Genomic DNA, 20,820 nt, shown 5'->3' with positions numbered 1-20,820 from the left:
GCTCACCTGGCGCATCCAACGCCTCTCCCAGGAGCCCACCCCGGCCAGCCGAGCACGAGCCGTCCGATACCGGACGGCCCCGGGTGCCCAAACAGACCTCGCTGTCCAGGGACAGCCGCTTCCTGCGCAGTGGCCAGCAACGACACGGAGACACGTCGGTCGCTGACCGTCGGCGGTCTCCGCCGGGCTCGCTGATCACTGCGCGTCGCCCAGCGCGGGCGGCCCGCCTTGTCTGAGCGGACTCGCCGCAGAGCCGGCATAGGTACCGTTCTGGGGGAGACGCCTGAACGGACGGAGGCACCATGCCCTGCCGAACGCTTGAGCCAATCCGGCCCATCAACAGGTCGGGGGCGAGCTGATGCTGGAAGAAGCCGAGGAGATCGGCCGCCGGGCTCGTCGTGCCCGCCTGCGCCTGGGCATGCCGCAGGCCGACCTTGCCGCCGCACTGGGTAAATCTCAGGGCTGGGTCTCCAAGATGGAACGCGGCCTGATCGAGCTGGACAGGGTCGGGGTACTGAACCTGCTGGCGGCCGAACTGCACGTCCATCCCAACGACTTGATCGGCCGCCCTTACACCAGCTCTCCCGACGAGAACCAGTGGCAGGTCGCCGCGACCTCGATCCTGCGGGAGCTGCGCCGCTACGACCTGGCACCGGTCTTCGACGGCACCCCGCGTCCGGCGGCGAGGCTGTGGCGGGAGATGACGCGGCTGCACCGGCTGCGGGATGCCGCCGCAAACGTGGCCATCATGCGCATCCTGCCGGACCTGCTCCGCGAATCGCGCGCCCTTGCCGAGGTGGCCACCGGTCACGAGCGGGAGGAGGCGTACGCCATCTACGCGCTGTGCTGCAAGTTCGCACACACCGCCGCCCACTCTCTGGGCCACCCCGAGCTGGTCGCCATGGCCTGCGACCGGGCGGCCTGGTCCGCACGGCTGTCCGGGGACCCCGTCCTGCCGGCGGTCGCCGACTGGATGCGGGTCTGGGACATGTGGGCGAGCGCGGACTGGGAGGACGCCATCGCCTTGTCCGACAAGGCCATCAGCACCGTTCAGCAGGGCTACGAGCGGGGCGAGCCCCTGGCCGTACGGGCGTGGGGCACGCTCCAGCTCCGAGCCGCCGTCTCCGCCGCGCGAGGCGGCCGATCGTCGGAGACCGAGGACCGCATCGGTCTCGCCAAGGCGGCGGCCGACCGCATGGGCGAGTACACCGGTGCCCCGGTGTACGACCGGCACTCGCTGACGTTCTCCCCCGGCAACGTTCAGATCCATGCCATCAGCGTGGCTCTGGAGATGGGCCAGCAGCGCAAGGCGCTGTCGCTGAACCACCGCACCAGCCCGGAGCTGGTCGCTTCACTGCCCAACTCCCGTCAAGGGCATCACCACATGGATCTCGCGCGCGCCTGGCTGTGGGACGGGAACCGCGACAAGGCGCTGGGCGAGCTGGAGAAGGCGGAGCGGATCGCACCCCAGCTCATCCGCAACCACCCCATCGCCCGCTCCACCCTGCGCGGCATCGTCTACGCCGAACGGGCTTCCACGCGAGAGAAGTTGCGGCGCATGTCCGACCGCTTCCACCTGGACGGATAAGGGTCGTATTCCTCTGATTCATATTCGCCCCCTGGCCCCTCCCTAACGTCAGGGGCATGAGCGGACGACCAACTCCCCATCTGCCTTCGCAGGGGGCCGAGTTAGGCACGGCGGCCCCCTTCTACCCGCAGCTCGGCGAACTCGCCGCCGACACCGCCAAGGATGGCCGCGTCGGGGTCGTCGTCACCCTCCCCGGCGCAGGCGCCGCGACCTACCACCTGCGCCCGCCGGGCGGCGGTGCGGAATGGTCCGCGCCGGCCGACGCCAGCACGTTGAAGCCGGTCCCTGCCAAGGTGACCCACGCGACCTTGCTCGTCACCGACGCGGTTTACGACCCGCGAGCCAAGCAGGTTTCGCTGGCCATCCTCGTGCATCACGAGGACGGCGACAGCAGCGAGGCCGCGCTGATCCTCACGCCGTCCGACATGGAACAGCTACACGCCCACACCGGGCGCTTCCTCGCCGACCACGAGTGGTTACCGGGAGGGGCACCGTGATGCCGCACGGGCGGCACCGCGTCCCCGACCTCTGGCGAGCCACCCCGGCCCGCTGCGACTCCGGCGGCGTCGCCCTGACCGTCCTGGCCGTGCTCGGCCTCGCCGGACCCGCGTGGACCCTGCGCGACCAAGCCGCCGATCTTCTCTCCGCCGACCGGCCCGCGGCCATATCCGTGCCGGACACCGCCGAGCCGGAAACCTAGACGGCTCGCCAGGACCACAGACGCCTGCGGCCTGCCCGAACTGCTTCCGGTACCGGCCTGTCTGGGGCGCCGGTACCGGAAGCTCTCCGCCTGCCCGGCCGCCGTCAGGCCGCGTCGAGCCTCGCTCTGGAGGGACCCTCGTGTACGCGATCGGCATGTGCGTCGATGCCCGCTACCTGCTGCCCGCCCTGGTCACGCTCGGGTCGGTCGCCGACCACCTGCCGGTGGCCGACCGTCGTGAGGCTGCGGTACGGGTGCTGACCAACGGCCTGTCTCCGGGGCAGGCCGCCGTGATGGAGTCCTTCGCCCGCCGCTGCGGGTTCGGCTCTTTCGACCTGCGCTGGCAGGCCCCGGTGCCCGAGAGCGTGATGGCGGACACCGCCTACATCTCCGTCGCCACCTACCTGCGGTTCGGGTTCACCCCCGGCTTCCTCGGCCGACCGTTCCTGATCTACGTGGACGCCGACGTGCACGTACGCGGCAATGTCTTGGCGCCCCTGAACGCACTGCCAACAGACCGGATCGGCGTGGTGCAGGACGAGTTCAATCCGGCCATCGGGCAATGTCCGGCCCTGCCGGGTGTCGCCGAGCGCTGGCCACACCTGGTCGGGCGCCCGTACTTCAACGCCGGGATGCTCTGGGTCCCCGCGCCAATGCTCCTCCCCATGCGCGCGGGGGTACAGCGGGCGCTGATCGGCGGGCGGCGATACATCAAGCACAATGACCAGTGCGCGCTGAACCTGTGGCTGCTGTCCTCCGGGGCCGCCCACCCCGTCGAGCCGGCCTTCAACCGGTTCGAGGTGGACCGGTTCCTCGAACGCGGGGACTGGGTCCGCCGAGTCCTGCGCCGCCCGGCCACCCGCCACGACGGGCACGCCGTGCACTTCGTCGGAGACCAGAAACCGTGGATGCGCTCGTGTCCCGGCACGGAGGACGTGCGGGTCTACCGGCGGCAGATGCGCCGCACGCTCGCGCACCTGGGCCGGGCGGGTGCCCGGTGAACGGCGGCACGGTCTTGGCGGTGGAGCGGGCCTGCACGCAACTAGCCGGGGGGCCTCCGGCCCAGACCGCCCACATCCGCAGCGCGCCAAAGACGGCTGTCTTCCGAGTCCTGCTCGCCGACGAACGCCGGGTGGTAGTGAAGCTGTTCGCAGCCGACGCCTCCCACGGCGCGGCCGACGAGGCCCGCCTCTTGGCGGCCGTCGCCGAGTCCGGACGGGTTCAGGTGCCCACCGTGATCGGGCACGGCCCTGTTCCCGGCCTTACCGTCTCCGCCCTGATCACCGCCGACGCCGGAACGAAGACACTGGGCGACGCCCTTCGGGTAGAGCAGATGCCGCGTCCAGCAGCCCTGCTGCGGCTCGCCTTATTGATGGCCGCCTTCCACTCCATCCCGACCCCAGCCGGGATCTCGCAAGCTGCCGGCATCGATCGACAAGTCACGGATCTATCCACCCACTGCCCCAAACAAGTCTTCACCCGGCTCGCGCCCGCTCTGGAGATCATCGCGGCGGGGGCCCGCCGGACACGCCTGGTGTGGTGCCACGGAGACCTCCACCTGGAGAACGTGATCTGCGGAGGGGACCGACAGCCCATCGCCACCTCCGATGGCGAGTCCCACCTGCCGGAGTACGTCGTGGACTTCGAGGCCACGACCGTGGAGGTCCCCGAATACGACCTCGCCCAGACTCTCGTGACCTGCGACGCCCTGGGACCCTCCGACCGCGTGTTCACGGCCGCCGCCTACGGAAGGCCCGTCGACACCCGCCTCCTGGACGCCTACATCGCCTTTCAGGCCGTACGCGGCTGGACCTACGCCGCCCATCAAGAGGGCCGCGACCGCGACCTGTGGTCAGCCCGCCTCCACCAAGCCGTACCTCTTCGAACTGGAGAAAGGATCACGCTGTGACCGACCGCGATCCCGACCTGTCGGTGATCATCCCCGCCTACAACGAAGCCGACTACCTTCCCCGCTACCTGCCCACCGTCTTCGCGTCCCTGCGCTTTTGGGAAGCCGCCTCCGGCCAGCGCGGAGAAGTGATCGTCGTGGATAACGCCTCCACTGACGACACCACCACCATCGCGAAGGAGTTGGGCTCCCGCGTGGTGACGGAGCTGGTCCGGAGCATCGGTCTGGTCCGCAACACCGGAGCCCGGGCTGCCGAGGGCCGGATGCTGTTCTTCGCGGACGCCGACGTGGCCCTGCCGCTGGAGGCGATCTCGGCCGCAGTCGCCGCGATGGAAGACGGGGCCGTCGGCGGAGCGATCCCGCCGCTCTACACCCCCGCCCGGCTCGGCGCCCGTCTGCTGTGTGCCTACTGGGATCACCACCGCTCCCGCCACGGAGGGGCCCAAGGAGTCACCCAGTTCTGCACCCTCGACGCCTTCAAGGCTGTGCACGGGTACCGACCGGACTACTTCATGGGCGAGGACATGGAGTTCTTCGCCCGCCTGACGGCCCACGGCCGCACGGCCGGCCCGGTCGCGGTCCTGGAGGATTTGCGGGTGCGGCCCTCCACGCGCCGCTACGACACCTGGTCCACGGCCCGGATGCTGCGGTGGCAGAACCCGCTGATCGTCCGGTTCGGCCTGACCTCCCCGCGCCTGTGGCGCCACTGGTACGCCACCACCGTCCGATGATCGGAGACCTTGAGGTGACTCGCCTTCCCCTGCCGGACGCCGACGGCATCTACACCTTCCCCACCGACCTCATAGCCGCCCACCGGGAGTGGATGGACTCCCTGAGCGAGGCGAAGGAGATCATGACGCTGACCTCGCCGCTGCCCCTCTCGCCGTACTGGATCGAGCGACGCGAGCCGTCCGGACGGCCGGTCGTCGTCATCGAGCCCCACCACGACGACTTCATCCTGTCCGCCTCCGGGTACTTCCTCGCCCATCCCCGGCCGCTGACCGTCGTCACCACCTTTACCCGCTCCCGCAGCGTCCACCCCTCCCTCGAAAGCACCTACAGCAGCGTGGAATCGGTCTCCGACCTCCGTGACCGCGAGGCCGCCCAGTCCTTATTACCTCTCGGAGCCGCCCGAGTAGGGCTCAGGTTCAAGGACGCCGAGAAGCCCTACCGGCCTCCCGAGCCCGCACAGGTGGACCAGATCACCACCCAGCTCGCCGAAGTGCTGGATGGGATGGAGGAGGCCGAGCTGATCGCCCCGGCCGCCGTCACGCGCCACCCCGACCATCTCGCCGTCCACGAGGCTGCCCGCCGCCTGGGCTGCCGCTGGTTCTGGGAAGACGTCGCGTTCTGGTCGACCTACGCGCTATCCGGCTGCGATCGACAGTTGTTCCGGGAGCGGGTCGGGGACGAGCTCAGGCCGGAGGTGAAGGACATCACCAGCACCGTCCTGGACAAGGTGACCCTGCTGCACATGCACGGCTCCCAGATGCGTCCGGCGCGGAAAATGTACCGGCCGATCCGGCACGCGCACACGGTGGCCGCCGACATGCTGCCGGACGCCGAGGGGCGGACGCAGGGTCAGTACGCGGAGCGGTTCTACCGGCTCGGGGGGACACGATGATCCTCGGTCTGGAAGGGCCCTCGTACGGGGGCAAGACCTCCGCACTGGGGCAACTTCGGTGGGTGCCGGCGATGCGGGGCGCGATGTTTTTTCCCTGCTATGTGAAGTCGTTCATCCGCCGCGAGGACATCCCCACCCCTTCCACTCGGTCGGCAGACGAACAGGTGGAGGCGTTCATGAAGTTCATGGAGATCGAGGCGAACCGCGTTCACGCAGCTCGCCAGCACGGCGGGCTGATCGTCCTGGACCGAACCGTCGACACCCTTCTGGCCCACGCCCACGCCATGGACGAGATGTACGGCTTCGAGGTCCTGCCCGAGCTCAGGCGCCGAGTGCAGGACCTGCCTCACCTGCGGCCGGACCACACCCTGTACCTGGACGTGGCGCCCGAGTTGCTGCACTTGCGGCGCAAGGCGGCCGGGCACCACGAGGTGGAGCCGGAGTACTTCCTCCACGACCCCGCCTTCCTCAGTCACTTCCGGGACTACTTCTGTCGCCCCGCCGACAGGCCCGTGGCCAGGGAGACGGCCGTGGCCGACGGCGATGGCGACCGCCAGGAGACCGCCGCCGTCGTCCAGGCGCTCTTCACCTACTGGGCGGGCCGGTGACGGGGCCGACGGTGGTGTTCGCCTGGCGACGGACCCCACCGCCGCTGCTGATCGGCGGCGCGGAGGTCTCCCAGCAGCTGCTCGCGGAGGAGTTCGCCCGTGCCGGGTGGCAGGTGATCTACCTCGGCAGCCACGAGGCCCCGTGGGACGGGTCTGCGCAGATCGGGCACCTCCGCGCCCACCTCCAGGCCCACGACACCGAGTGGGAGGAGGCCGGCGGGGAGGTCCGCTACACGTGGAACGGGGTCCGTTGCCGGGCCGTGCCCCAGGACCGGGTGGAGAAAGCCCTGCGGGAAGTCCTGGGCACGGTACGGGCGGAGCTGGTGGTGACCTCACAGGAGGGGGCGGCCGACCTCGCCGCCCTTGCCCGCCGGTCCTCGCGGGTTGCCGGATGGCTGCATTCGGTCTCCGCCAACAGCATGGACGTCCTCCACGGCGAGCCGCACGTCGCCCTCGCCACGTCGAAGTTCGTCGCCGAACGTGTCCAGACCCAGACCCAGGCCCATACGAAGCCGGTCGTCTTCTACCCGCCCTTCACGCCGACCGGCGGTGACGAGCACAACCTCCCCGCCGGACACGGCAGGGCCGGTCATCTCCCCAGTGGCGTGCTGATGGTCAACCCTGTCCCCGCCAAGGGAGCGGCCCTCCTGCACCAGCTGATCCACCGGCTCCCCGGCCGCCGGTTCACCCTCGTCGAGGGATGGTGGGACGCCGCCCACGAGTTCACCGGGTACCCCAACGTCCAGTGGGCGCCCCGTACCTACGCCATGGGACCGCTCTACGCCGCGAACAACCTGCTGCTCGTACCCTCCCAGGTCGAGGACGCCTTTCCCCGAGTGATCGTGGAGGCCGGGCTCCACGGCATTCCCACGGTCGGCTCGTCCCGAGGCGGCATCCCCGAGGCGATCGGGGGCGGCGGGGTGATCCTCCACCCGGACGACGTGGACGCCTGGGTGCGGGCGATCGAATCTGTCGACCGGGCCAGCCTCGGCGCGAAGGCCCGCACGCGGGCCATGCCGCTGGTCCGGTCGTGCCTGCCCGAGCTGGCTGCCGCCGGGCTGATCCCGGCGGCAGCCACCGGCTAGCGGGCCGCGAAGGCGGTCTGGACCTCGTCAGCGCGATCGGTCCACCAGTGCAGCAGCGCCTCGTCCGCCAGGAACATCTCGCCGAAGGCGGGGTCCTGGCGGTCGAGGTAGAACTCCAGCTGCCAGAAGTCGGTCAGCCGCTTCCACCACAGCCGCTTCACGGCGTCGGCAAGGCCCCCCTCCGACAGGTCGATCACAGACCGGTAGCCGGAGCAGAACGCGGCGACACGGTCGAGGTCGAAGACGCCGCCGACCCCGAACTGCACCTGAGCCGTCCGCGCGACCTCCTCCCCGTACGGGCGGATCCCGAGCCGGTCCCAGTCCAGGACGGCAACGACCCGGCCGTCCCGCCGCAGCAGGTTGCGGTACTGGAAATCACCGTGCGTCCACCCGTACGGCCCGGCCGGGACTTCGCTCTCCGGCCGGGCAACGGCGTACCGGGCGAGGAGGGCACGCCGATCGTGCAGGGCCTCAATGGCAGCCTTGTCGAAGTCGGTCACCGGCTCAGGGGGCAGACGGACCAGGAGAGCGGCGGCCGCCTGATCGGCCTCGGCCACGTCGCGGACCTTCGCCGCCGGTGCCGACTCCGGGACCGGTCCGGGACCGTGCCGACGCAGCCCCTCATGCAGACGGGCCAGGAGAGCGCCGAGATCGCGAACCTGGTCGAGTGAGAGGTCCGTCCCCTGCACGTGCTCACCGTCCACCCAGGGCAGAACGCAGTAGCCGTGCCCGCCGACCTCCACCACGACATCCCCGCCCTCAGCTGGCAGCGGCGCCGGGACCGGGATCCCCTCGCGAGCCAAGTCCACCAAGACCGCGAGGTTCCTGCGGACCCTCGGCAGAGGAACGTCGACGATCTCCTTCACCGCGTACGTACCGGCAGCCGTCTCCAGCCGCCAGTTCCGATTCATCAGGCCATGGGCGAGGAACTGCCGGTCGCACACATCGCCTAGCCCGAAGACCTGGGACAAGGTCGGCAGAGCCGCCAGGAGATCGTCTTCTTGGGTCGCATCCGTCACGCCCGGCACGCTACGCCGACGCTGCCTCCCGTGCATGAATTCCTCATCCGATTCATCCACCGCAAGCGATGGAAGCGGGCATCGTCGACCGACTCCCAGACCTGCAGGAAGGACCATCACTCCGCATACTGCCCGCGAACTCCGCGAGTGTCTCACCGGGCACGATATCGAAGGACCTGACTCTTCGCGGTGAGGCCCTTCGATGTTGAGGGTTGCAGTTTGTATTGCGGGAGCAGCCGGAGGACCTGACAGACGGTCTCGTATCGGGCACCGGGCATCCCAGGCAACTTCGACCTGTGCTGTCAGTGGTGCGTGGTAAGCCTGTTCTCCTACCGATCGGTTCCTCGGGTGAAGGGTGATCAACGATGGCGGGAGAGAGTTACATCGGCCACGAGACCCTCGAGGCGTTCGCGAAGAACAAGGTGAACGTGCCGAAGGAAGAGGCCAAGGAACGCCGTCGCCAAGTGAACTACCTGCGGGAGCGGCTGGAGGACTACATCGCCGCCCACCCAGACTTCGACCTGGTGAAGCTCCGCGCGTCCGGCAGCACGGCCAAGCACACCGCGATCCGTCGCAGGCGTGGCACAGGGTCTGACGCTGATGTTGCCGCGTACCTGCGTGTCGGTGACCCCGACATCGACGTCTCGACGGTACTGGCCTGGCTAGAGGAGCGCTGCAAAGAGGTCTACGGCAAGACGAAGGTCGCGGAGGATTTCAAGCCCTCCGACCACGCGGTCGGCATCACGATGCGGGGCTCCGGCTTGAAGATCGACGTGGTGCCCGTGCTCTACACCGGCGAGCCGGACGACCGGGGCTACCTGGTCACCAGCGGCGGCATCAAGGTACTCACCTCGGTCACGCTGCACCTGCGCTTCATGGAAAAGCGCAAGGGGAAGGCCGGCGACGGCTACCGGGAGCTGATCCGCCTGCTGAAAGCGTGGATCCGCGAGAGCAAGGAGGGAGATCCGCAGCTGCGCTGCAAGTCCTTCCTGATCGAACTCTTGGTCGCGCACCTCTGGGACGTCGGCTGGAAAGGAAAGCAGGTCGACGACTATCCGCAGGCGATCGAGCAGGTCCTCTCCTACATCGTCCGCACCGGCCTGAAGACACCGATCGTCTTCACCGACTACTACACGGCCGACGAGGTGAGCGCGACCACGGACCCTATCCAGGTCTGGGACCCGGTCAACCCGGAAAACAATGTCGCTCGTGGCTACACCGAGTTCGACCGCCAGCGGTTGGTCAATCACGCCAAGACCACCCTCGACACCCTCACGACGGCCGCCTACGCGGCTACGAAGAGTGAGGCGCTCGACCTTTGGCGCGAGCTGTTCGGCCCCACCTTCCCGGGAGAGTGACCATGACCGGCTCGTGCTCCAGATCCGCTTCCGGTTCGTTCACGATCACCGATGCCCGCTACGTCGGAGGCAGAGTCGCCGCCGACCTGCGCCTGCTGCACAACCTCTACGGCGAGCCCTCCCACGAGAGGATCGTCGAGTTCGCCGAGGAGGTCGCCCTGCTTCTGCGAGACAGCTATCTCGACACCGTCGACTACGGCTTCCGCGACACCGCCACCAACGCCTGGAAGCTCCGCCTGCGCTACAAGGCCACGGTCGGCGGCCAGCTCTTCGACTCACGCCCCGGCAGCTTCCCGGACCCAGTCGACCTCACTGGCTACGTCTTTCACAGCTTCCTGAATTACAGCGCCGCCTTCTGGCTCTTGACCAGCAGCCAGCAGGCGGGGGTCAAGGAGGCACTGCCGATCTCTCGGACGACCGGCACCGCCCCGAGCGCCGCCGCAGGCACCAGCACTACGGGGCACGGTTACGCCCGCAACGGCACTGGCGTCTCACGCGACGTCTACGTTGCCTGCTAGTCCAGCACCATCCGCAGGAGGAACGAGCACGTGACCAGCCAGGACGACCTGTTCCACCCGGTCATCGAGCTGCCCGAGCCCACCCGACGCGCCCGGTACGACCGTCTGTTCGGCCTCGACGAAACGAAGCTGCGCCTACGCAAAGAGGCCGCGCTCCTCGCGGACCCGCGTCGGCTTCGTTCCTGGGCCGCGCAGTTCCACGGCGGCGACGTCGCCGCTCTCGCCCTGTTCGCAGACAGAGCACCACTGTTCGTTTTCGCTGGCGACGTCGGCTCCGGCAAGTCCGCGCTGGCCGAATCTTTCGGCTGCGACCTCGCCGACTGGCTCGATCTGCCGGTGTACCTGTACCGGCTCAAGCTCGCCACGCGCGGCAGCGGTCTGGTCGGCGAGATGACTTCCCTCATTGGAGACGCCTTTACCCACATGCACACGGCGGGTAAGCGCGCTTCGGGCTCTGAGGGAGCACGCGCAGTGCAGATCCTCATCGTCGATGAGGCCGACGCCCTGGTGCAGTCCCGTGAAGCACGGCAGATGCACCATGAGGATCGGGCCGGCGTCGACGCGTTCTTGGCCGGCATCGATAGCTTGGCTGACGCCGCGCTCCCTGTCATCATCGTCCTGTGTACCAACCGGGTCACCGCCCTCGACCCGGCCATCATGCGCCGTGCTGCGGCCACGTTCACTTTCATCCGCCCCGGCGAAGAGCAACGCCGCGCAGTCCTCACCCGAGCACTCGACGGACTTGGCATCCGACCGGAGACCATCCACAAGATCGTCGAGCTCACCGGCCCAACCGAGGGCCGCCCCGGCTACACCTTCTCCGACCTCACCCAGCGCCTGGTCCCGGCGGCCGTCTTCCGCGCCTTCCCCGACCGACCGGTCATGGACGAGGACCTCCTCGCTCTTGCAGAGGAGCTGGAGCCCACCCCCGTCTTTACCGAAGAGCGCTGATGGCCCACCTACCTGCCCCTGGCCCCACCAGTGTCCGCATCACCGGCGACTACTACCAATGGCTCGTCGCCTGGGAGGCATGCCTGACCCTCCTGCGTGAAAACGCCGCCCGTTCGCACAACCCTGTGACTGCCGTCAGCGTCGAACTTGACGGCGTCGGCAATCTCGACGATGTGGTCCTGCTGCGCGATGTCCCCCCGAACACCTACAAGCAGGTCAAGTACGCGGTCGACAGCGCCACACCGGTCAATGCGGAATACCTGACCAAGCCCACCGGCAGCGGCGGCCCGTCGATTCTCAAGAAGATCGCCAGGACGTGGAAACAATTGACCGCGGACGGCGGCAGCGTCGAACTGTACTTGGTCACCAACCGGGCGGCCGACCCCGTCGATGATCTGGTGAAGGTCTGCGATGCCCGCACCGGACTGCTGATGCCCAAGGCAGCCATCGGCGGAGACAAGTCGGATCGCGGCAAGGCCCGTGTCAGGTGGGCTGAAGAAGCAGGTCTGACCGAGGCCGAGCTCCTCGACCTACTCTCGGTTCTGCACTTCGACCTGTCAGTGAACATGGTCAAGTACCAGGAACACCTGCAGTTATTGATGGCCGTCGCGGGAATGCGCCATGACCAGCAGGCGTTGGAGGCGGGGGCCGGATGGGTCGCCAAGATGGTCCGGAACGGCCAGCGCAAGCTCACGCTGGCAATGGTCGAGGCCGCCGTCGCCGAGTTGGCCCTGAAAGCCGGCCCCGCTCGCGCCGTCCTATCGATCGCCACCCTTAAGCCGGACCCGATGGCACCAGACGCCGACCACGCCATTGACTGGGTCGACCGCTTCGAAAGCGACTCCGAATACACCAAGCGCCGCCCCTCGTCGCCCAATACCTGGGCCCAGCTACAGGCGGACATTGAGGCCGTGCCTGGGCATCTCCCCGCCGGCACGACCGCTGTCTCCATCACGGGCAGCATCCGTCTCGCACCAGCCTTCCTGGTTGGTACCACCTTCCGCATGGTCACCGGAACCGACCTCGCAGTACTGCAGCGGGGGAGGACCGGCAGCCAGCTCTGGTCTACCAACGACTCCTTTGAGAACGCCTTGGTCCCGGAAGTCGCTGAGTACGAGATCGGTCAAGGCGACGAGATCGCTGTCGCCATCGCGGTCGCGACGGAGATCAGCAAGGACGTCCTGGAGTACCTACGCAAACAGAACCTTCCGGTCGGTAAGCTCATCGTCCTCGCCCCGCCGAGTGGCAAAGCGAACGACGGCTCGGTCCCCGGCAGCACCGCCGCCAACGCTTTGGCAGTGGGCATCCGCGATCACCTCCGCCGCTCCACCCGCCGAGTTCAGCGCATGCACCTCTTTCTCGCCTGCCCGATGGGCCTTGCTGTTCTACTGGGCAATCGATGGAACCGACTGTGCCAGACCGTCGTTTACGAGGACATCAAGATCGGCGACGTATACGAGGCGGCATTCGCCATGGAGGCATAGGAGACCCAGACCCAAAAGGCCGGACCGCACAGTGGGCTGGTACGCACGTTTAGGAGGGCGTGTACCCCGACTGATGACAAACAGAGCCTGCATGACCCACCTATGACAGCGGGATCAGACAGTGGGTTTCCCGCCAGCCCGCCCGCGAGATCCGCCCTCTCCTTCTCGCCGCCAGCCAAGCCCTGCTGCGCTCTGAAGGCCCGCTGGAACCCGTCTCCGAGTGGGCCGCCGCCTTCCGCAGTACCGCCCAAGCACTCGCCCACGGCGTCCAGGGCGGGTCAGATCGCAGGCTGCGACAGGTGCTCAGCTACCACGCGAACTTTCTACTGGAACCGGCTCAGGCTGTCCATGCGAGGCAGAGCACTCTGGCTTGGGCAGCCAAGGCAGCGATTCTGCACGGCGACGAGCACAAGGAGAGCACCTCTGGTGAGCCTCGCGGAAAGTACAATGGGTGGCACATCGACCACGACCACGTGTGTTGTCCCCACGACACAACCTGTGGCGAGCGTGTTCGGGGGATTCTCTGCAGCGACTGCAAAATCCGGGGAGTCACCTAGTACGAGTCGCTTCCGGTGCAGCTCCAGACCTGCGACCTGCTGAACGGCTACCTTAACGATCCGTCGGCTCGGCGGCTGAGATGGAAGAATGAGGCGACGACCATCGACACCGGCCGGTGAGCAATCGGTCGGTATAGCCACGTGCGGCTCTCTCTTCCGACCGACTAGCGTGTCAGGGAACCTCAGGAGGCACGGTGCTTTCATTCACGCTCGACACCAACTGCCTCATCGCAGTCGAGGAGGAACGCCCCGAGGCTGAAGCTGTTCGTGAACTTGTGGCACAGCAGGGCGCCAGCCGGGCAACAGTGCGGCTGGTCGCCACCATGGCCGCCGAGAATCAGCGAGACGGCACCGTTCTGGACAGCTTCTCCCACTTCCAGCGACGTATCAACGGGCTCGGCCTTGGAGTGTTGGAGATTCTCGCGCCCGTGGCGGCGTGTGACCTTACCTACCTCGACTGGTGCGTGCTCGCGCATGACGAAGCCGAAGCGGAGGCCATCAAACTGCATGAAGTGCTGTTCCCTACCTCACCCTTCGGCTATCTAGACGCGGTCCCCGAGAACCTGGGCGACGAGGCGCGACAACTCGCCGAGCGCAAGTGGCGCAACCAGCAACTCGACGTCTTGGTCCTGCACACCCACATCATGGCGAAGGCGGACGTCTTCGTAACAAACGACAAGAACTTCCTGAAGCAGAGCAAGAGGCCGCGCTTGGCGGAACTGGGAGCCAGGCTAATACTCATTCCTCTCGACGCCGCAGCCTACGCGGTAGCCGAGTCGAGTTGATCCCCCGCCGCGCCCCTGAGACGAGGGTGCGGCGGGTTGCCTTCGTGGTCGTTCAGAAGGGCCATCCAAGCGATCGCCAGGTGCCCGGCATCGCCACGCATCCCGCGCCCACCGGGCTCCTGGGGTGCGCGGACGGGCTGACCTGGATGACCACCGTGCTGCCGCTCCTGAACCTGGCGGTCAAGTCGGGCCATCAGTTCGGCACACGGATGACATTCTCCTCGTGCGGCAGCAACGGAAGATCAAGTGCCACGGCTCTGCGCTCGCGAACCTCCCCCAAAGATGAACTCGCCGTTGGGGCCGAGGACGCCAAGGCCGGTCGATCCCACGTTCGGCATCACCAGTTTGAGGTCCTGACCGTTGGCATCCTTGGCGACTTTACCGCCAAGGAGCTTGGCAATGTACTCCTCGCGGGTATCCCCTAGCTTGCCCGCATCGTCACCCCCAGCCGCCCGTAGGCCACCAGACTGAGCGCCGCCCTCTACGAAACTGACGGTCGTGACGGACTTTCGCACACAGGCGGGGAGCTTCTTCCAGGCCCTTTCCAGGGCGTCCTCGTACCTTTCGAGTTTCTTACGGGCCTCGTCCACCTTGTCGAGGAACCTATTGATCCCCCAAATAGCCTTCGAGATCTTCGGAAGTTTCCCGCCGATCTTGATGAGCTTCGCCGGAGAGAGGCTACTGATGATCGCCCACAGACACGTGGGAATATCGGGATCATCGACGCACTCCACAATGCCCCCGACAGCGACATCGATGAGGATCTCCGCGCCGTTCCCACCAGGTAGTCTGCAGTGGCGGCGGTGTTGGCGCTGTCGGCATCCGTTTCGGCTGCGGTGGCGTCGTTGTCAGCCTGGGTTGCTGCCGTTTGAGCATCGTTAGCGGCTATTCCCGCGTAGTAGGCGTCGGTGCCAGCTTCTGTGACGTACTTCTGAGCGTTATCGTCGGCCTTCTGAGCGGCCCTGGCCGCCTTGTCTGCTTCCGCGGCCAACGCCCGGGCTACTACTGCGGCTTTGTCGGCGCGGGATGCATCAGACGAGCCGCTGCCGTGCGCCTCGACTACGTGCCTCCCCATCCCGCAGACGGGGCTGCCGGCTCGTACCTGACTGGGAGCGCCTGCGGCACGCTGCTGTCGAGCGCTGACGGGCCGCCGACATGGACGACTGCCCGCTTCGCTCTGGTCCTGACCGGCACCGGACAGCTGTAGCGCGTCCTCAAGCGCCCTCCCTGGAGGACCTGCGCAGCTATATCCACATCCTCCAAGCACCTCGACCCCCGGGGCTCCCGCAGCCGACATGCCACGGGCACGGACGGCGGGGACGCAGAGCCCCGGCGGCGAGCGCAGTATGAGGAAGGAGGGGCGCGGCGGGGGGGGGGACGGGTCTCCTAGGGGCACCCGGCCGGACCGGTGCTGAAGTGCCGGGCTACTTCCCTTCCCCAGGGAGAGGCCCCTTCCCTGAGGCTCGCCTTCACCACCATCGGCGCACCCAACCTGGCCACGCGCAGGAACTCCCCTGGTCCCTACCAGATCACGACCCCGCCACCGGCCTCCACAGCGCGGCGGGTGGCATGGCTGATGTTCGCCAGCTTCGAGGCCAGGTGGTGCGTGTGCTCCTCAGGCGAACGGCTGGGGTCCATGCCCGTGACGATCAGCGCCACATGGGAGGCGAGCAGTGCGCACTCGTCGAGAAAGGCACCGACCTCGTCCGCCTCGACGTACAGGTCGCCATCGGCAAGACGGGGAAAGAACTGCGCGCCCAGCGAGCAGACCATGGGCGATCCCCACACGCTCGTACGCCACCGCTCGAAACCAGCCGTGTCCGAGACACCGTCGGGAGCGTCCAGAAAGTACCGGGCGCCGTCGGCACCGTCCACGAACACATGCACCAACAAGCTCATACCGGCAACTCCACCACGTGCCCGGCCAGCAACTCCAGCCATTTGAGTGGCCGCTGTCCCAAACGGTCAGCGGGGTCGATGCCGCGGTCGCAGAGCTCCTGCGTCATCGGAGAGTGATCGCACTGTGCGGAGTGGGCAGCCGGTGCCCGCGACACAAGATCACCGCCTCGTTACGGCTACGGAAGCCGCGCCCAGCCGGGCGCGCGACGGGAGGGAGCAGCAGATGATCCGCCGCGACAGCGTCTGTGGTGTACGAGGAGCCGACTCCACGTGGAGCCTGTGCCTGTCCGATCCGAACGCGAGCCCGCACTGCGACCCGGGCCGGGGCCGCGCTCTCCCCCGCACCGTGCAGCACTGAGAGCCTCTGTCTAAACCCTGGTTAGTCGAGGGCTCTTCGAGCCCGGCGGCCACCCAGGACTGGAAGCTGGCACGCCCCTCACCTGCGCGTCTATCGTTCTGGTGTGAACGACTCGACCCATGACCGACTCTCCTGGGAACTGACCGGGTGGGGCATCGACGACCGCCCAGCTCACGTCACCGAACTCAGCCGGGAGGAGATCGTGCGCATCCGAGACCTCTTCGACCGCCGCCTGCCCCCGGCAGTGGAGGACGAGTGGCTTGCCTGCGCGGCCTACGAAGTGACCCATGACCTGCAACACCACGTGCTGGCCGCCGTCCCCGACTGGAGTTCAAGCCAGGGCTGGACTACACCGTCGAAGGGGCCGTCCGTTCCGACTAGCCCGCCGGACGACTCCTCGCTACTGCCGACGTCGCACTCGTCGCGCTGATCCGAACGGAGTCCAGAGACAGGCTCTCGCCCGGGCCCGGCCCAGCCCCGCACGGGCCACATCCGAGTTCCTGCAAGGCATGGCCCTGCCCTGCGCGTTGGAGGAGGACAACCCTCACCGTGCCCTGCGCCACTGGTTCAGCACACCAGCGCCGACACGCACAGCCCACCCGCGGCCATGCCTCAGCTCGGACTGATCCTTACGTATTGGAACGCATGGGCCACTAGATCCGCCGGTGACGCAGTGGAGTTCGGGCCCACCGCCCCTACGCCCGGCTCCGTCGCGCCTTCGGCCTCGCCCTCGCCGTCGCCCTCGCCCTCGCCCTCGCCGCCAATCGCGCGCGCCTTCCCGGGCGTAGCCGGTGAGCCTCTACCCGGAACAAATGACGATCCTCTGAGTGGGCCTCGCCGTCCTGGCCGCCTTCGGGACCCTCTGCTTGTTCCTGTCGAACCGGCTGATCGACCGCCTGGGCTGGTCACGAGCCGCATCTCTGTCGAAGGCCGTTGTCCGTCGGTACTCGCTCGAAGGCAACGAGGCCCCCACAACGACCTACCTGGGCGCCCAAGAGCACTACGGCCGTCCGGCGACCGCGGCAAGACGCACAGGCGTGATGCTCTTCGGCTCGCCAAGCTGATCCGCCTGGACGATTTGCCCGCAGTGCGGGTGCCGGATGTGGGACAGGGGGGCTGGGTCGCAACCCTGGAGGCCACTGGACAGGGGCGGAGCGACGCAGGGGTTCCGCCGATCTGCACGCAAGTAATATCCAGGTCATGTCTCTAAGCACCAGGCTGGAAGGTTCGGCCAAAATAGGACTGGCGCTGCTGGGCGTCGCAGCCTTGGCCACCTCGCTCAACCGGGCAACGCACACCGACGAGGGCGCAGCGAACTGGATCTCGTACTTCACCAATCTCTCCAACCTGCTCGGCGCCGCCGTCCTGCTGACCAGTGGGCTGGCCCTGTTGCGCGGCACCCGCCCCGTCCCTGACCTGTTGCGCGGTGCCGCCACCCTCTATCTGGTGATCACAGGAGCGGTGTACTGGACCCTGCTGGCCGGAACCATCGACGCGAACACGATCATCTGGGCCAACAGCGTGGTGCACGGCGTCATCCCGGCCGCGTTCCTCGCCGACTGGCTACTGCGTCCTCCGCCGCGCCGCATCTCCTGGACACAGTCTCTGCCGTGGCTGGCCTTCCCGCTGCTCTACCTCGCCTACTCGCTGCTGCGCGGGCCGCACGCGGGCTGGTACCCGTACGACTTCCTCGACCCCCGCGAGCCGGGCGGCTACGGGCACGTCGCGACCTGGTCGGTGATCATCACGTTGGCCTTCACGGGGATGGCGTCGCTGCTTGTCCTGTACGTCAACGTGCGCCACAGGAGGGGCGGAAGTGGCGGAACCGGCGTCAACGAACGCGAAGGCCGTGACCAGGACCTGATTACGAGCTGAGAGCAGCCGGGCAGAGGGGCCCGACCAGCGAGGGGGCCTACGGGCGGGACCGGCCAGGCGGAGAACATACGAGGCCCGGCCCCGAGGTCAGCGCCTGCGGCCTGTGCATCGCATCGCGGACGGGGCCTTGGACGCCGAACCCCTCGCCGCCAGTCCGGACCGACGGGCGGGGCGCGGGGACGCCTCCTCGTTCGCGCGGTTCTTATGACGTGGCTGGCGGCGGATGTCAGTTGAGTGATGCTGGCACCGAGGCTTGCCATGGCGGGGTCCGTGTATCGCCTGGGTTCAATCCGTACGACCGCAGCCTGCTGAGTAGCCGCGTGCCCGAGGATTCGATGTTGCCCTGATCCGCGGCCTCGCGGAACAGGGTAGCGGCGCCTTCCCTGACTCCGGCCTCCCTCCGCATCACGGCCAGGCGGACCAGGCCGTAAGTGTGGACGTGGTCGGCGGCCTGCCGTGCGAGGACCTCGGCGCCTTCCTGGCCTCCGGCTTCCTCCGCACTAGCCAGCAGGCATGGGCCGCTGGCCTCCCAGCCATCGCTCCGCGTCCGTGGCAAAGCCTGGCCGACCGAGCCACCCAGGCAGCAGCGGGCGCGGCCCCCATCCCCCACGGCGTGACTGAGGCCCCCGCCTCTGCCCGGCCGGCGCCACATCTGCGCGGGCACTGCGGCAGCGGCCCTCAAGCAGTCGGCCATTCGGTCAATCGCTCAATCGGTCAGTCCAAGGAGAAACGCCTCCCTGGGGGCTGTGCGGGAGGAGCGGCCGGTCGGCCCCGGGCCGATTCCTCGGAATCGCTGTCGGATTCGAGCAGCATCCGCCCGGGCGTGCGCTGCTCGGGCTGACGGGCGGCAGCGTCCGCGCCGGAGCCCGGTGATTCGTCACCCCTGACCCACTCCCCGCCGGAGTCCGAGTTGGCTGCGTTGGCGGCCTCCTGCGCCATGCGTTCGGACCTGGTGGGGCTCGGGTCGCCCGCGTACGCGTCCGCGACCCGCTCGCCCGCCCTCGGCTTGCCCTGCTTCTCGTTCTCGTGCTGCTCCACGTACTCCTTGAACTTGAGGACCTGTTCCTGCGTCAGGTCCGCCTCGAACGCGGAGGTCGCCCCCTCGGGCAGGTCCCAGTTCCTCTTCACGACGCCGGGCACCGTGGTGAATGCCTCGCGGCGCCCATCGAGGGACCTGGACGGGAAGAAATCGTTGGACTTGTAGGAGGTGGAGCCACCGGCCTTGGTGTAGAGGACGACCCAGGCGTGGCCGATGTCGTTGCCGTCCCAGTATTCGCTTCGGTCATCCGGCGCTGCTTCTTGACCTGAATCTGGAGCCGGTAGGTGATGGCGTCCGACGGACCGGCCGCCATCGTGTCGGCCTCGGCCCGCTGGACGGTTGGTGAGGTGGGAGCGCCAGGCGCGGATGCGGAGCGGCGGGCGGCGAGGGCCTTGGCCAGTGCGCCGTTGCCCGCGGCGCGCTGCATGACGTGCATCTCCGGCGCAGACGGATGGGTCACGTAGTGGGACAGGTCGTGGGCAGGCATGGCCAGGGCTGTTTGTGGCGGACGCGAGGCTGTGTCCTCTCCCAGCACGGTGTGAGGCGGGCGGGGTGTGCTGTCGGGTTTGTGTTCACGCTCGGGCATACCTGCTCCTGCTACTGAGGCGGTTGACGTCCACCTGCAGCCAAATCCACCTGGAAATCCACTCGCTGTCGAGGGGCGCGGGGACAGGACAAGGGGCAAGTGTGACGGTGGCGGGCTCCACTGCTTCTTTCCGGAGCACACGATCATCTGTACGCCGACAACCGGCACGTGACCATCCGGGCGAAGCAGTTCGAGACCCTGTGCGAGGCGTCGGGCGCCGCTCAGTCGGGCAACGCGACGGTGAGGTCCGCCTCGACCAGTTGCCCGGCGAAGCCCAACTGCGCAACCCCCAAGAGCGTGCTGGCGGACGTGAACGCCGGTCCGAGGGCGGAAGCGGTAAGCCGAGCCCAGACGCTGCCCAGGTCCTCCCTGGCGTCGCTCCGCACATAGATCACTGAACGCACCACGTGCTGTGGCTGGGCATTCACCGCCGCGAGCGCGGCGAGTGCGTTCGCGACGACCTGGTCGACTTGCGTCTCAAGGGCACCCGGGCCAACGAGGGAGCCGTGCTGATCGAGCGGGCACTGCCCCGCCAGGTAAGCCGTTCGGCCAGCCTCCACAACGGTGATGTGGTGATAGCCCGGCGTCTCATGCAACTGGTCGGGGTTGAAGCGGGTGATCTTCGCTGTCATGCCATGAGTCTGACGAGCCTGCCGCGGAAGCGCATCGCAATTTCCCCCCTGCACGACCAGCCGTCACGGCATGACGCTCGAGAACGAGCCGAGCCGGTTGGCCACCGGCCGGGTGTTCTCCTGGAAGATCTCCTCGGCCCGGGGTAGGAGAGCCGGACCCGGTCGGTCTTTGGGCATACATCCGCCGTCGGTGTCCCCGGGCGGGGCCCTTCGGTCGGTGAGGAACAGCCATCCACGGGGCGCAC

23 protein-coding genes are annotated in these 20,820 nt (G+C 67.9%); 18 read left to right on the top strand and 5 right to left on the bottom strand.

The features are described 5' to 3' along the window. Positions 1–358 precede the first annotated feature (358 nt). The 9 genes from BX283_RS37510 (at position 359) to BX283_RS37475 (ending at position 7,514) form a co-directional block, all read left to right on the top strand. Positions 359–1,588, top strand: a complete 1,230-nt coding sequence (locus BX283_RS37510) for a helix-turn-helix domain-containing protein (RefSeq protein WP_101391830.1) — start codon at positions 359–361, stop codon at positions 1,586–1,588. A gap of 56 nt (positions 1,589–1,644) precedes the next feature. After that, complete coding sequence (locus BX283_RS41910; RefSeq protein WP_257584163.1) at positions 1,645–2,085, top strand: hypothetical protein; 441 nt, start codon at positions 1,645–1,647, stop codon at positions 2,083–2,085. Further along, positions 2,085–2,288, top strand: coding sequence for a hypothetical protein (locus tag BX283_RS37500; RefSeq protein ID WP_101391829.1), 204 nt, complete (start codon positions 2,085–2,087; stop codon positions 2,286–2,288). The genes BX283_RS41910 and BX283_RS37500 overlap by 1 nt, the downstream gene beginning before the upstream one ends. 155 nt (positions 2,289–2,443) lie before the next feature. Further along, on the top strand, positions 2,444–3,289 hold the full coding sequence (locus BX283_RS37495; protein WP_257584162.1) for a glycosyltransferase: 846 nt from the start codon (positions 2,444–2,446) through the stop codon (positions 3,287–3,289). Next, complete coding sequence (locus tag BX283_RS37490; RefSeq protein WP_101391827.1) at positions 3,193–4,197, top strand: phosphotransferase; 1,005 nt, start codon at positions 3,193–3,195, stop codon at positions 4,195–4,197. Before BX283_RS37495 ends, BX283_RS37490 begins: the two co-directional genes overlap by 97 nt. After that, the gene (locus BX283_RS37485) at positions 4,194–4,928 is read left to right on the top strand and encodes a glycosyltransferase (protein WP_101391826.1); all 735 of its coding nucleotides are present in this window, start codon (positions 4,194–4,196) and stop codon (positions 4,926–4,928) included. Before BX283_RS37490 ends, BX283_RS37485 begins: the two co-directional genes overlap by 4 nt. A 14-nt stretch (positions 4,929–4,942) precedes the next feature. Next, a complete protein-coding gene (locus BX283_RS37480) occupies positions 4,943–5,821 on the top strand; it encodes a PIG-L deacetylase family protein (RefSeq protein ID WP_257584159.1) in 879 nt (292 codons plus the stop codon). Further along, entirely contained in the window at positions 5,818–6,429 is a 612-nt protein-coding gene (locus BX283_RS41905; RefSeq protein ID WP_257584157.1) for a hypothetical protein, read from the top strand. Before BX283_RS37480 ends, BX283_RS41905 begins: the two co-directional genes overlap by 4 nt. Next, complete coding sequence (locus BX283_RS37475) at positions 6,426–7,514, top strand: glycosyltransferase (protein WP_257584156.1); 1,089 nt, start codon at positions 6,426–6,428, stop codon at positions 7,512–7,514. The genes BX283_RS41905 and BX283_RS37475 overlap by 4 nt, the downstream gene beginning before the upstream one ends. On the opposite strand, the gene BX283_RS37470 is transcribed toward BX283_RS37475, so the two are convergent. Beyond that, on the bottom strand, positions 7,511–8,542 hold the full coding sequence (locus BX283_RS37470) for a phosphotransferase (protein ID WP_373979665.1): 1,032 nt from the start codon (positions 8,540–8,542) through the stop codon (positions 7,511–7,513). The genes BX283_RS37475 and BX283_RS37470 overlap by 4 nt on opposite strands. Positions 8,543–8,898: 356 nt before the next feature. On the opposite strand from BX283_RS37470, the gene BX283_RS37465 reads away from it, so the two are divergent. The 6 genes from BX283_RS37465 (at position 8,899) to BX283_RS37445 (ending at position 14,186) form a co-directional block, all read left to right on the top strand. Next, entirely contained in the window at positions 8,899–9,891 is a 993-nt protein-coding gene (locus tag BX283_RS37465) for a CBASS oligonucleotide cyclase (RefSeq protein WP_101391824.1), read from the top strand. Positions 9,892–9,893: 2 nt separating this feature from the next. Next, on the top strand, positions 9,894–10,409 hold the full coding sequence (locus BX283_RS37460) for a hypothetical protein (RefSeq protein ID WP_101391823.1): 516 nt from the start codon (positions 9,894–9,896) through the stop codon (positions 10,407–10,409). A 30-nt stretch (positions 10,410–10,439) separates the two neighbouring features. Further along, entirely contained in the window at positions 10,440–11,360 is a 921-nt protein-coding gene (locus BX283_RS37455; protein WP_101391822.1) for an AAA family ATPase, read from the top strand. Further along, a complete protein-coding gene (locus BX283_RS37450) occupies positions 11,360–12,844 on the top strand; it encodes an SAVED domain-containing protein (protein WP_101391821.1) in 1,485 nt (494 codons plus the stop codon). The genes BX283_RS37455 and BX283_RS37450 overlap by 1 nt, the downstream gene beginning before the upstream one ends. Positions 12,845–13,143: 299 nt before the next feature. Further along, entirely contained in the window at positions 13,144–13,401 is a 258-nt protein-coding gene (locus BX283_RS42500) for an endonuclease domain-containing protein (protein ID WP_180357381.1), read from the top strand. Between the two features lie 194 nt (positions 13,402–13,595). Beyond that, positions 13,596–14,186: a hypothetical protein gene (locus BX283_RS37445; protein WP_101391820.1), complete on the top strand. Its 591-nt coding sequence runs from the start codon at positions 13,596–13,598 to the stop codon at positions 14,184–14,186. Positions 14,187–14,428: 242 nt separating this feature from the next. On the opposite strand, the gene BX283_RS37440 is transcribed toward BX283_RS37445, so the two are convergent. Beyond that, positions 14,429–14,920 carry a hypothetical protein gene (locus BX283_RS37440; protein WP_101391819.1) on the bottom strand — a complete coding sequence of 164 codons (492 nt, stop codon included), beginning with the start codon at positions 14,918–14,920 and terminating at the stop codon, positions 14,429–14,431. 787 nt (positions 14,921–15,707) lie between these two features. Then, a complete protein-coding gene (locus BX283_RS37435) occupies positions 15,708–16,085 on the bottom strand; it encodes a hypothetical protein (protein ID WP_101391818.1) in 378 nt (125 codons plus the stop codon). Positions 16,086–16,546: 461 nt separating this feature from the next. Here BX283_RS37435 and BX283_RS37430 point away from each other — a divergent pair, with 461 nt between their 5' ends. From BX283_RS37430 to BX283_RS37415, 3 genes are all read left to right on the top strand, one after another. Continuing rightward, on the top strand, positions 16,547–16,873 hold the full coding sequence (locus BX283_RS37430) for a hypothetical protein (protein ID WP_101391817.1): 327 nt from the start codon (positions 16,547–16,549) through the stop codon (positions 16,871–16,873). A gap of 397 nt (positions 16,874–17,270) precedes the next feature. Then, positions 17,271–17,507: a hypothetical protein gene (locus BX283_RS37420; protein ID WP_101391816.1), complete on the top strand. Its 237-nt coding sequence runs from the start codon at positions 17,271–17,273 to the stop codon at positions 17,505–17,507. Positions 17,508–17,643: 136 nt separating this feature from the next. After that, positions 17,644–18,318, top strand: a complete 675-nt coding sequence (locus BX283_RS37415; RefSeq protein WP_143676572.1) for a Pr6Pr family membrane protein — start codon at positions 17,644–17,646, stop codon at positions 18,316–18,318. Between the two features lie 714 nt (positions 18,319–19,032). Here the strand turns inward: BX283_RS37415 and BX283_RS37410 are convergent. Beyond that, complete coding sequence (locus BX283_RS37410) at positions 19,033–19,446, bottom strand: hypothetical protein (protein ID WP_101391814.1); 414 nt, start codon at positions 19,444–19,446, stop codon at positions 19,033–19,035. Between the two features lie 718 nt (positions 19,447–20,164). Then, positions 20,165–20,575 carry a RidA family protein gene (locus BX283_RS37405; RefSeq protein ID WP_101391813.1) on the bottom strand — a complete coding sequence of 137 codons (411 nt, stop codon included), beginning with the start codon at positions 20,573–20,575 and terminating at the stop codon, positions 20,165–20,167. Positions 20,576–20,820 lie beyond the last annotated feature (245 nt).

The organism is Streptomyces sp. TLI_146, from assembly GCF_002846415.1.
GTDB lineage: Bacteria > Actinomycetota > Actinomycetes > Streptomycetales > Streptomycetaceae > Streptomyces.
This window is presented reverse-complemented; position numbering and strand designations above follow the sequence as displayed.

Bases quoted from the DNA above. Each gene is read 5' to 3' on its own strand.
- BX283_RS37510 (WP_101391830.1), top strand. From the start codon at position 359: ATGCTGGAAGAAGCCGAGGAGATCGGCCGCCGGGCTCGTCGTGCCCGC.
- BX283_RS41910 (WP_257584163.1), top strand. From the start codon at position 1,645: ATGAGCGGACGACCAACTCCCCATCTGCCTTCGCAGGGGGCCGAGTTA.
- BX283_RS37500 (WP_101391829.1), top strand. From the start codon at position 2,085: ATGCCGCACGGGCGGCACCGCGTCCCCGACCTCTGGCGAGCCACCCCG.
- BX283_RS37495 (WP_257584162.1), top strand. From the start codon at position 2,444: ATGTGCGTCGATGCCCGCTACCTGCTGCCCGCCCTGGTCACGCTCGGG.
- BX283_RS41905 (WP_257584157.1), top strand. From the start codon at position 5,818: ATGATCCTCGGTCTGGAAGGGCCCTCGTACGGGGGCAAGACCTCCGCA.
- BX283_RS37465 (WP_101391824.1), top strand. From the start codon at position 8,899: ATGGCGGGAGAGAGTTACATCGGCCACGAGACCCTCGAGGCGTTCGCG.
- BX283_RS37460 (WP_101391823.1), top strand. From the start codon at position 9,894: ATGACCGGCTCGTGCTCCAGATCCGCTTCCGGTTCGTTCACGATCACC.
- BX283_RS37450 (WP_101391821.1), top strand. From the start codon at position 11,360: ATGGCCCACCTACCTGCCCCTGGCCCCACCAGTGTCCGCATCACCGGC.
- BX283_RS37435 (WP_101391818.1), bottom strand. From the start codon at position 16,085: ATGAGCTTGTTGGTGCATGTGTTCGTGGACGGTGCCGACGGCGCCCGG.
- BX283_RS37415 (WP_143676572.1), top strand. From the start codon at position 17,644: ATGTCTCTAAGCACCAGGCTGGAAGGTTCGGCCAAAATAGGACTGGCG.
- BX283_RS37405 (WP_101391813.1), bottom strand. From the start codon at position 20,575: ATGACAGCGAAGATCACCCGCTTCAACCCCGACCAGTTGCATGAGACG.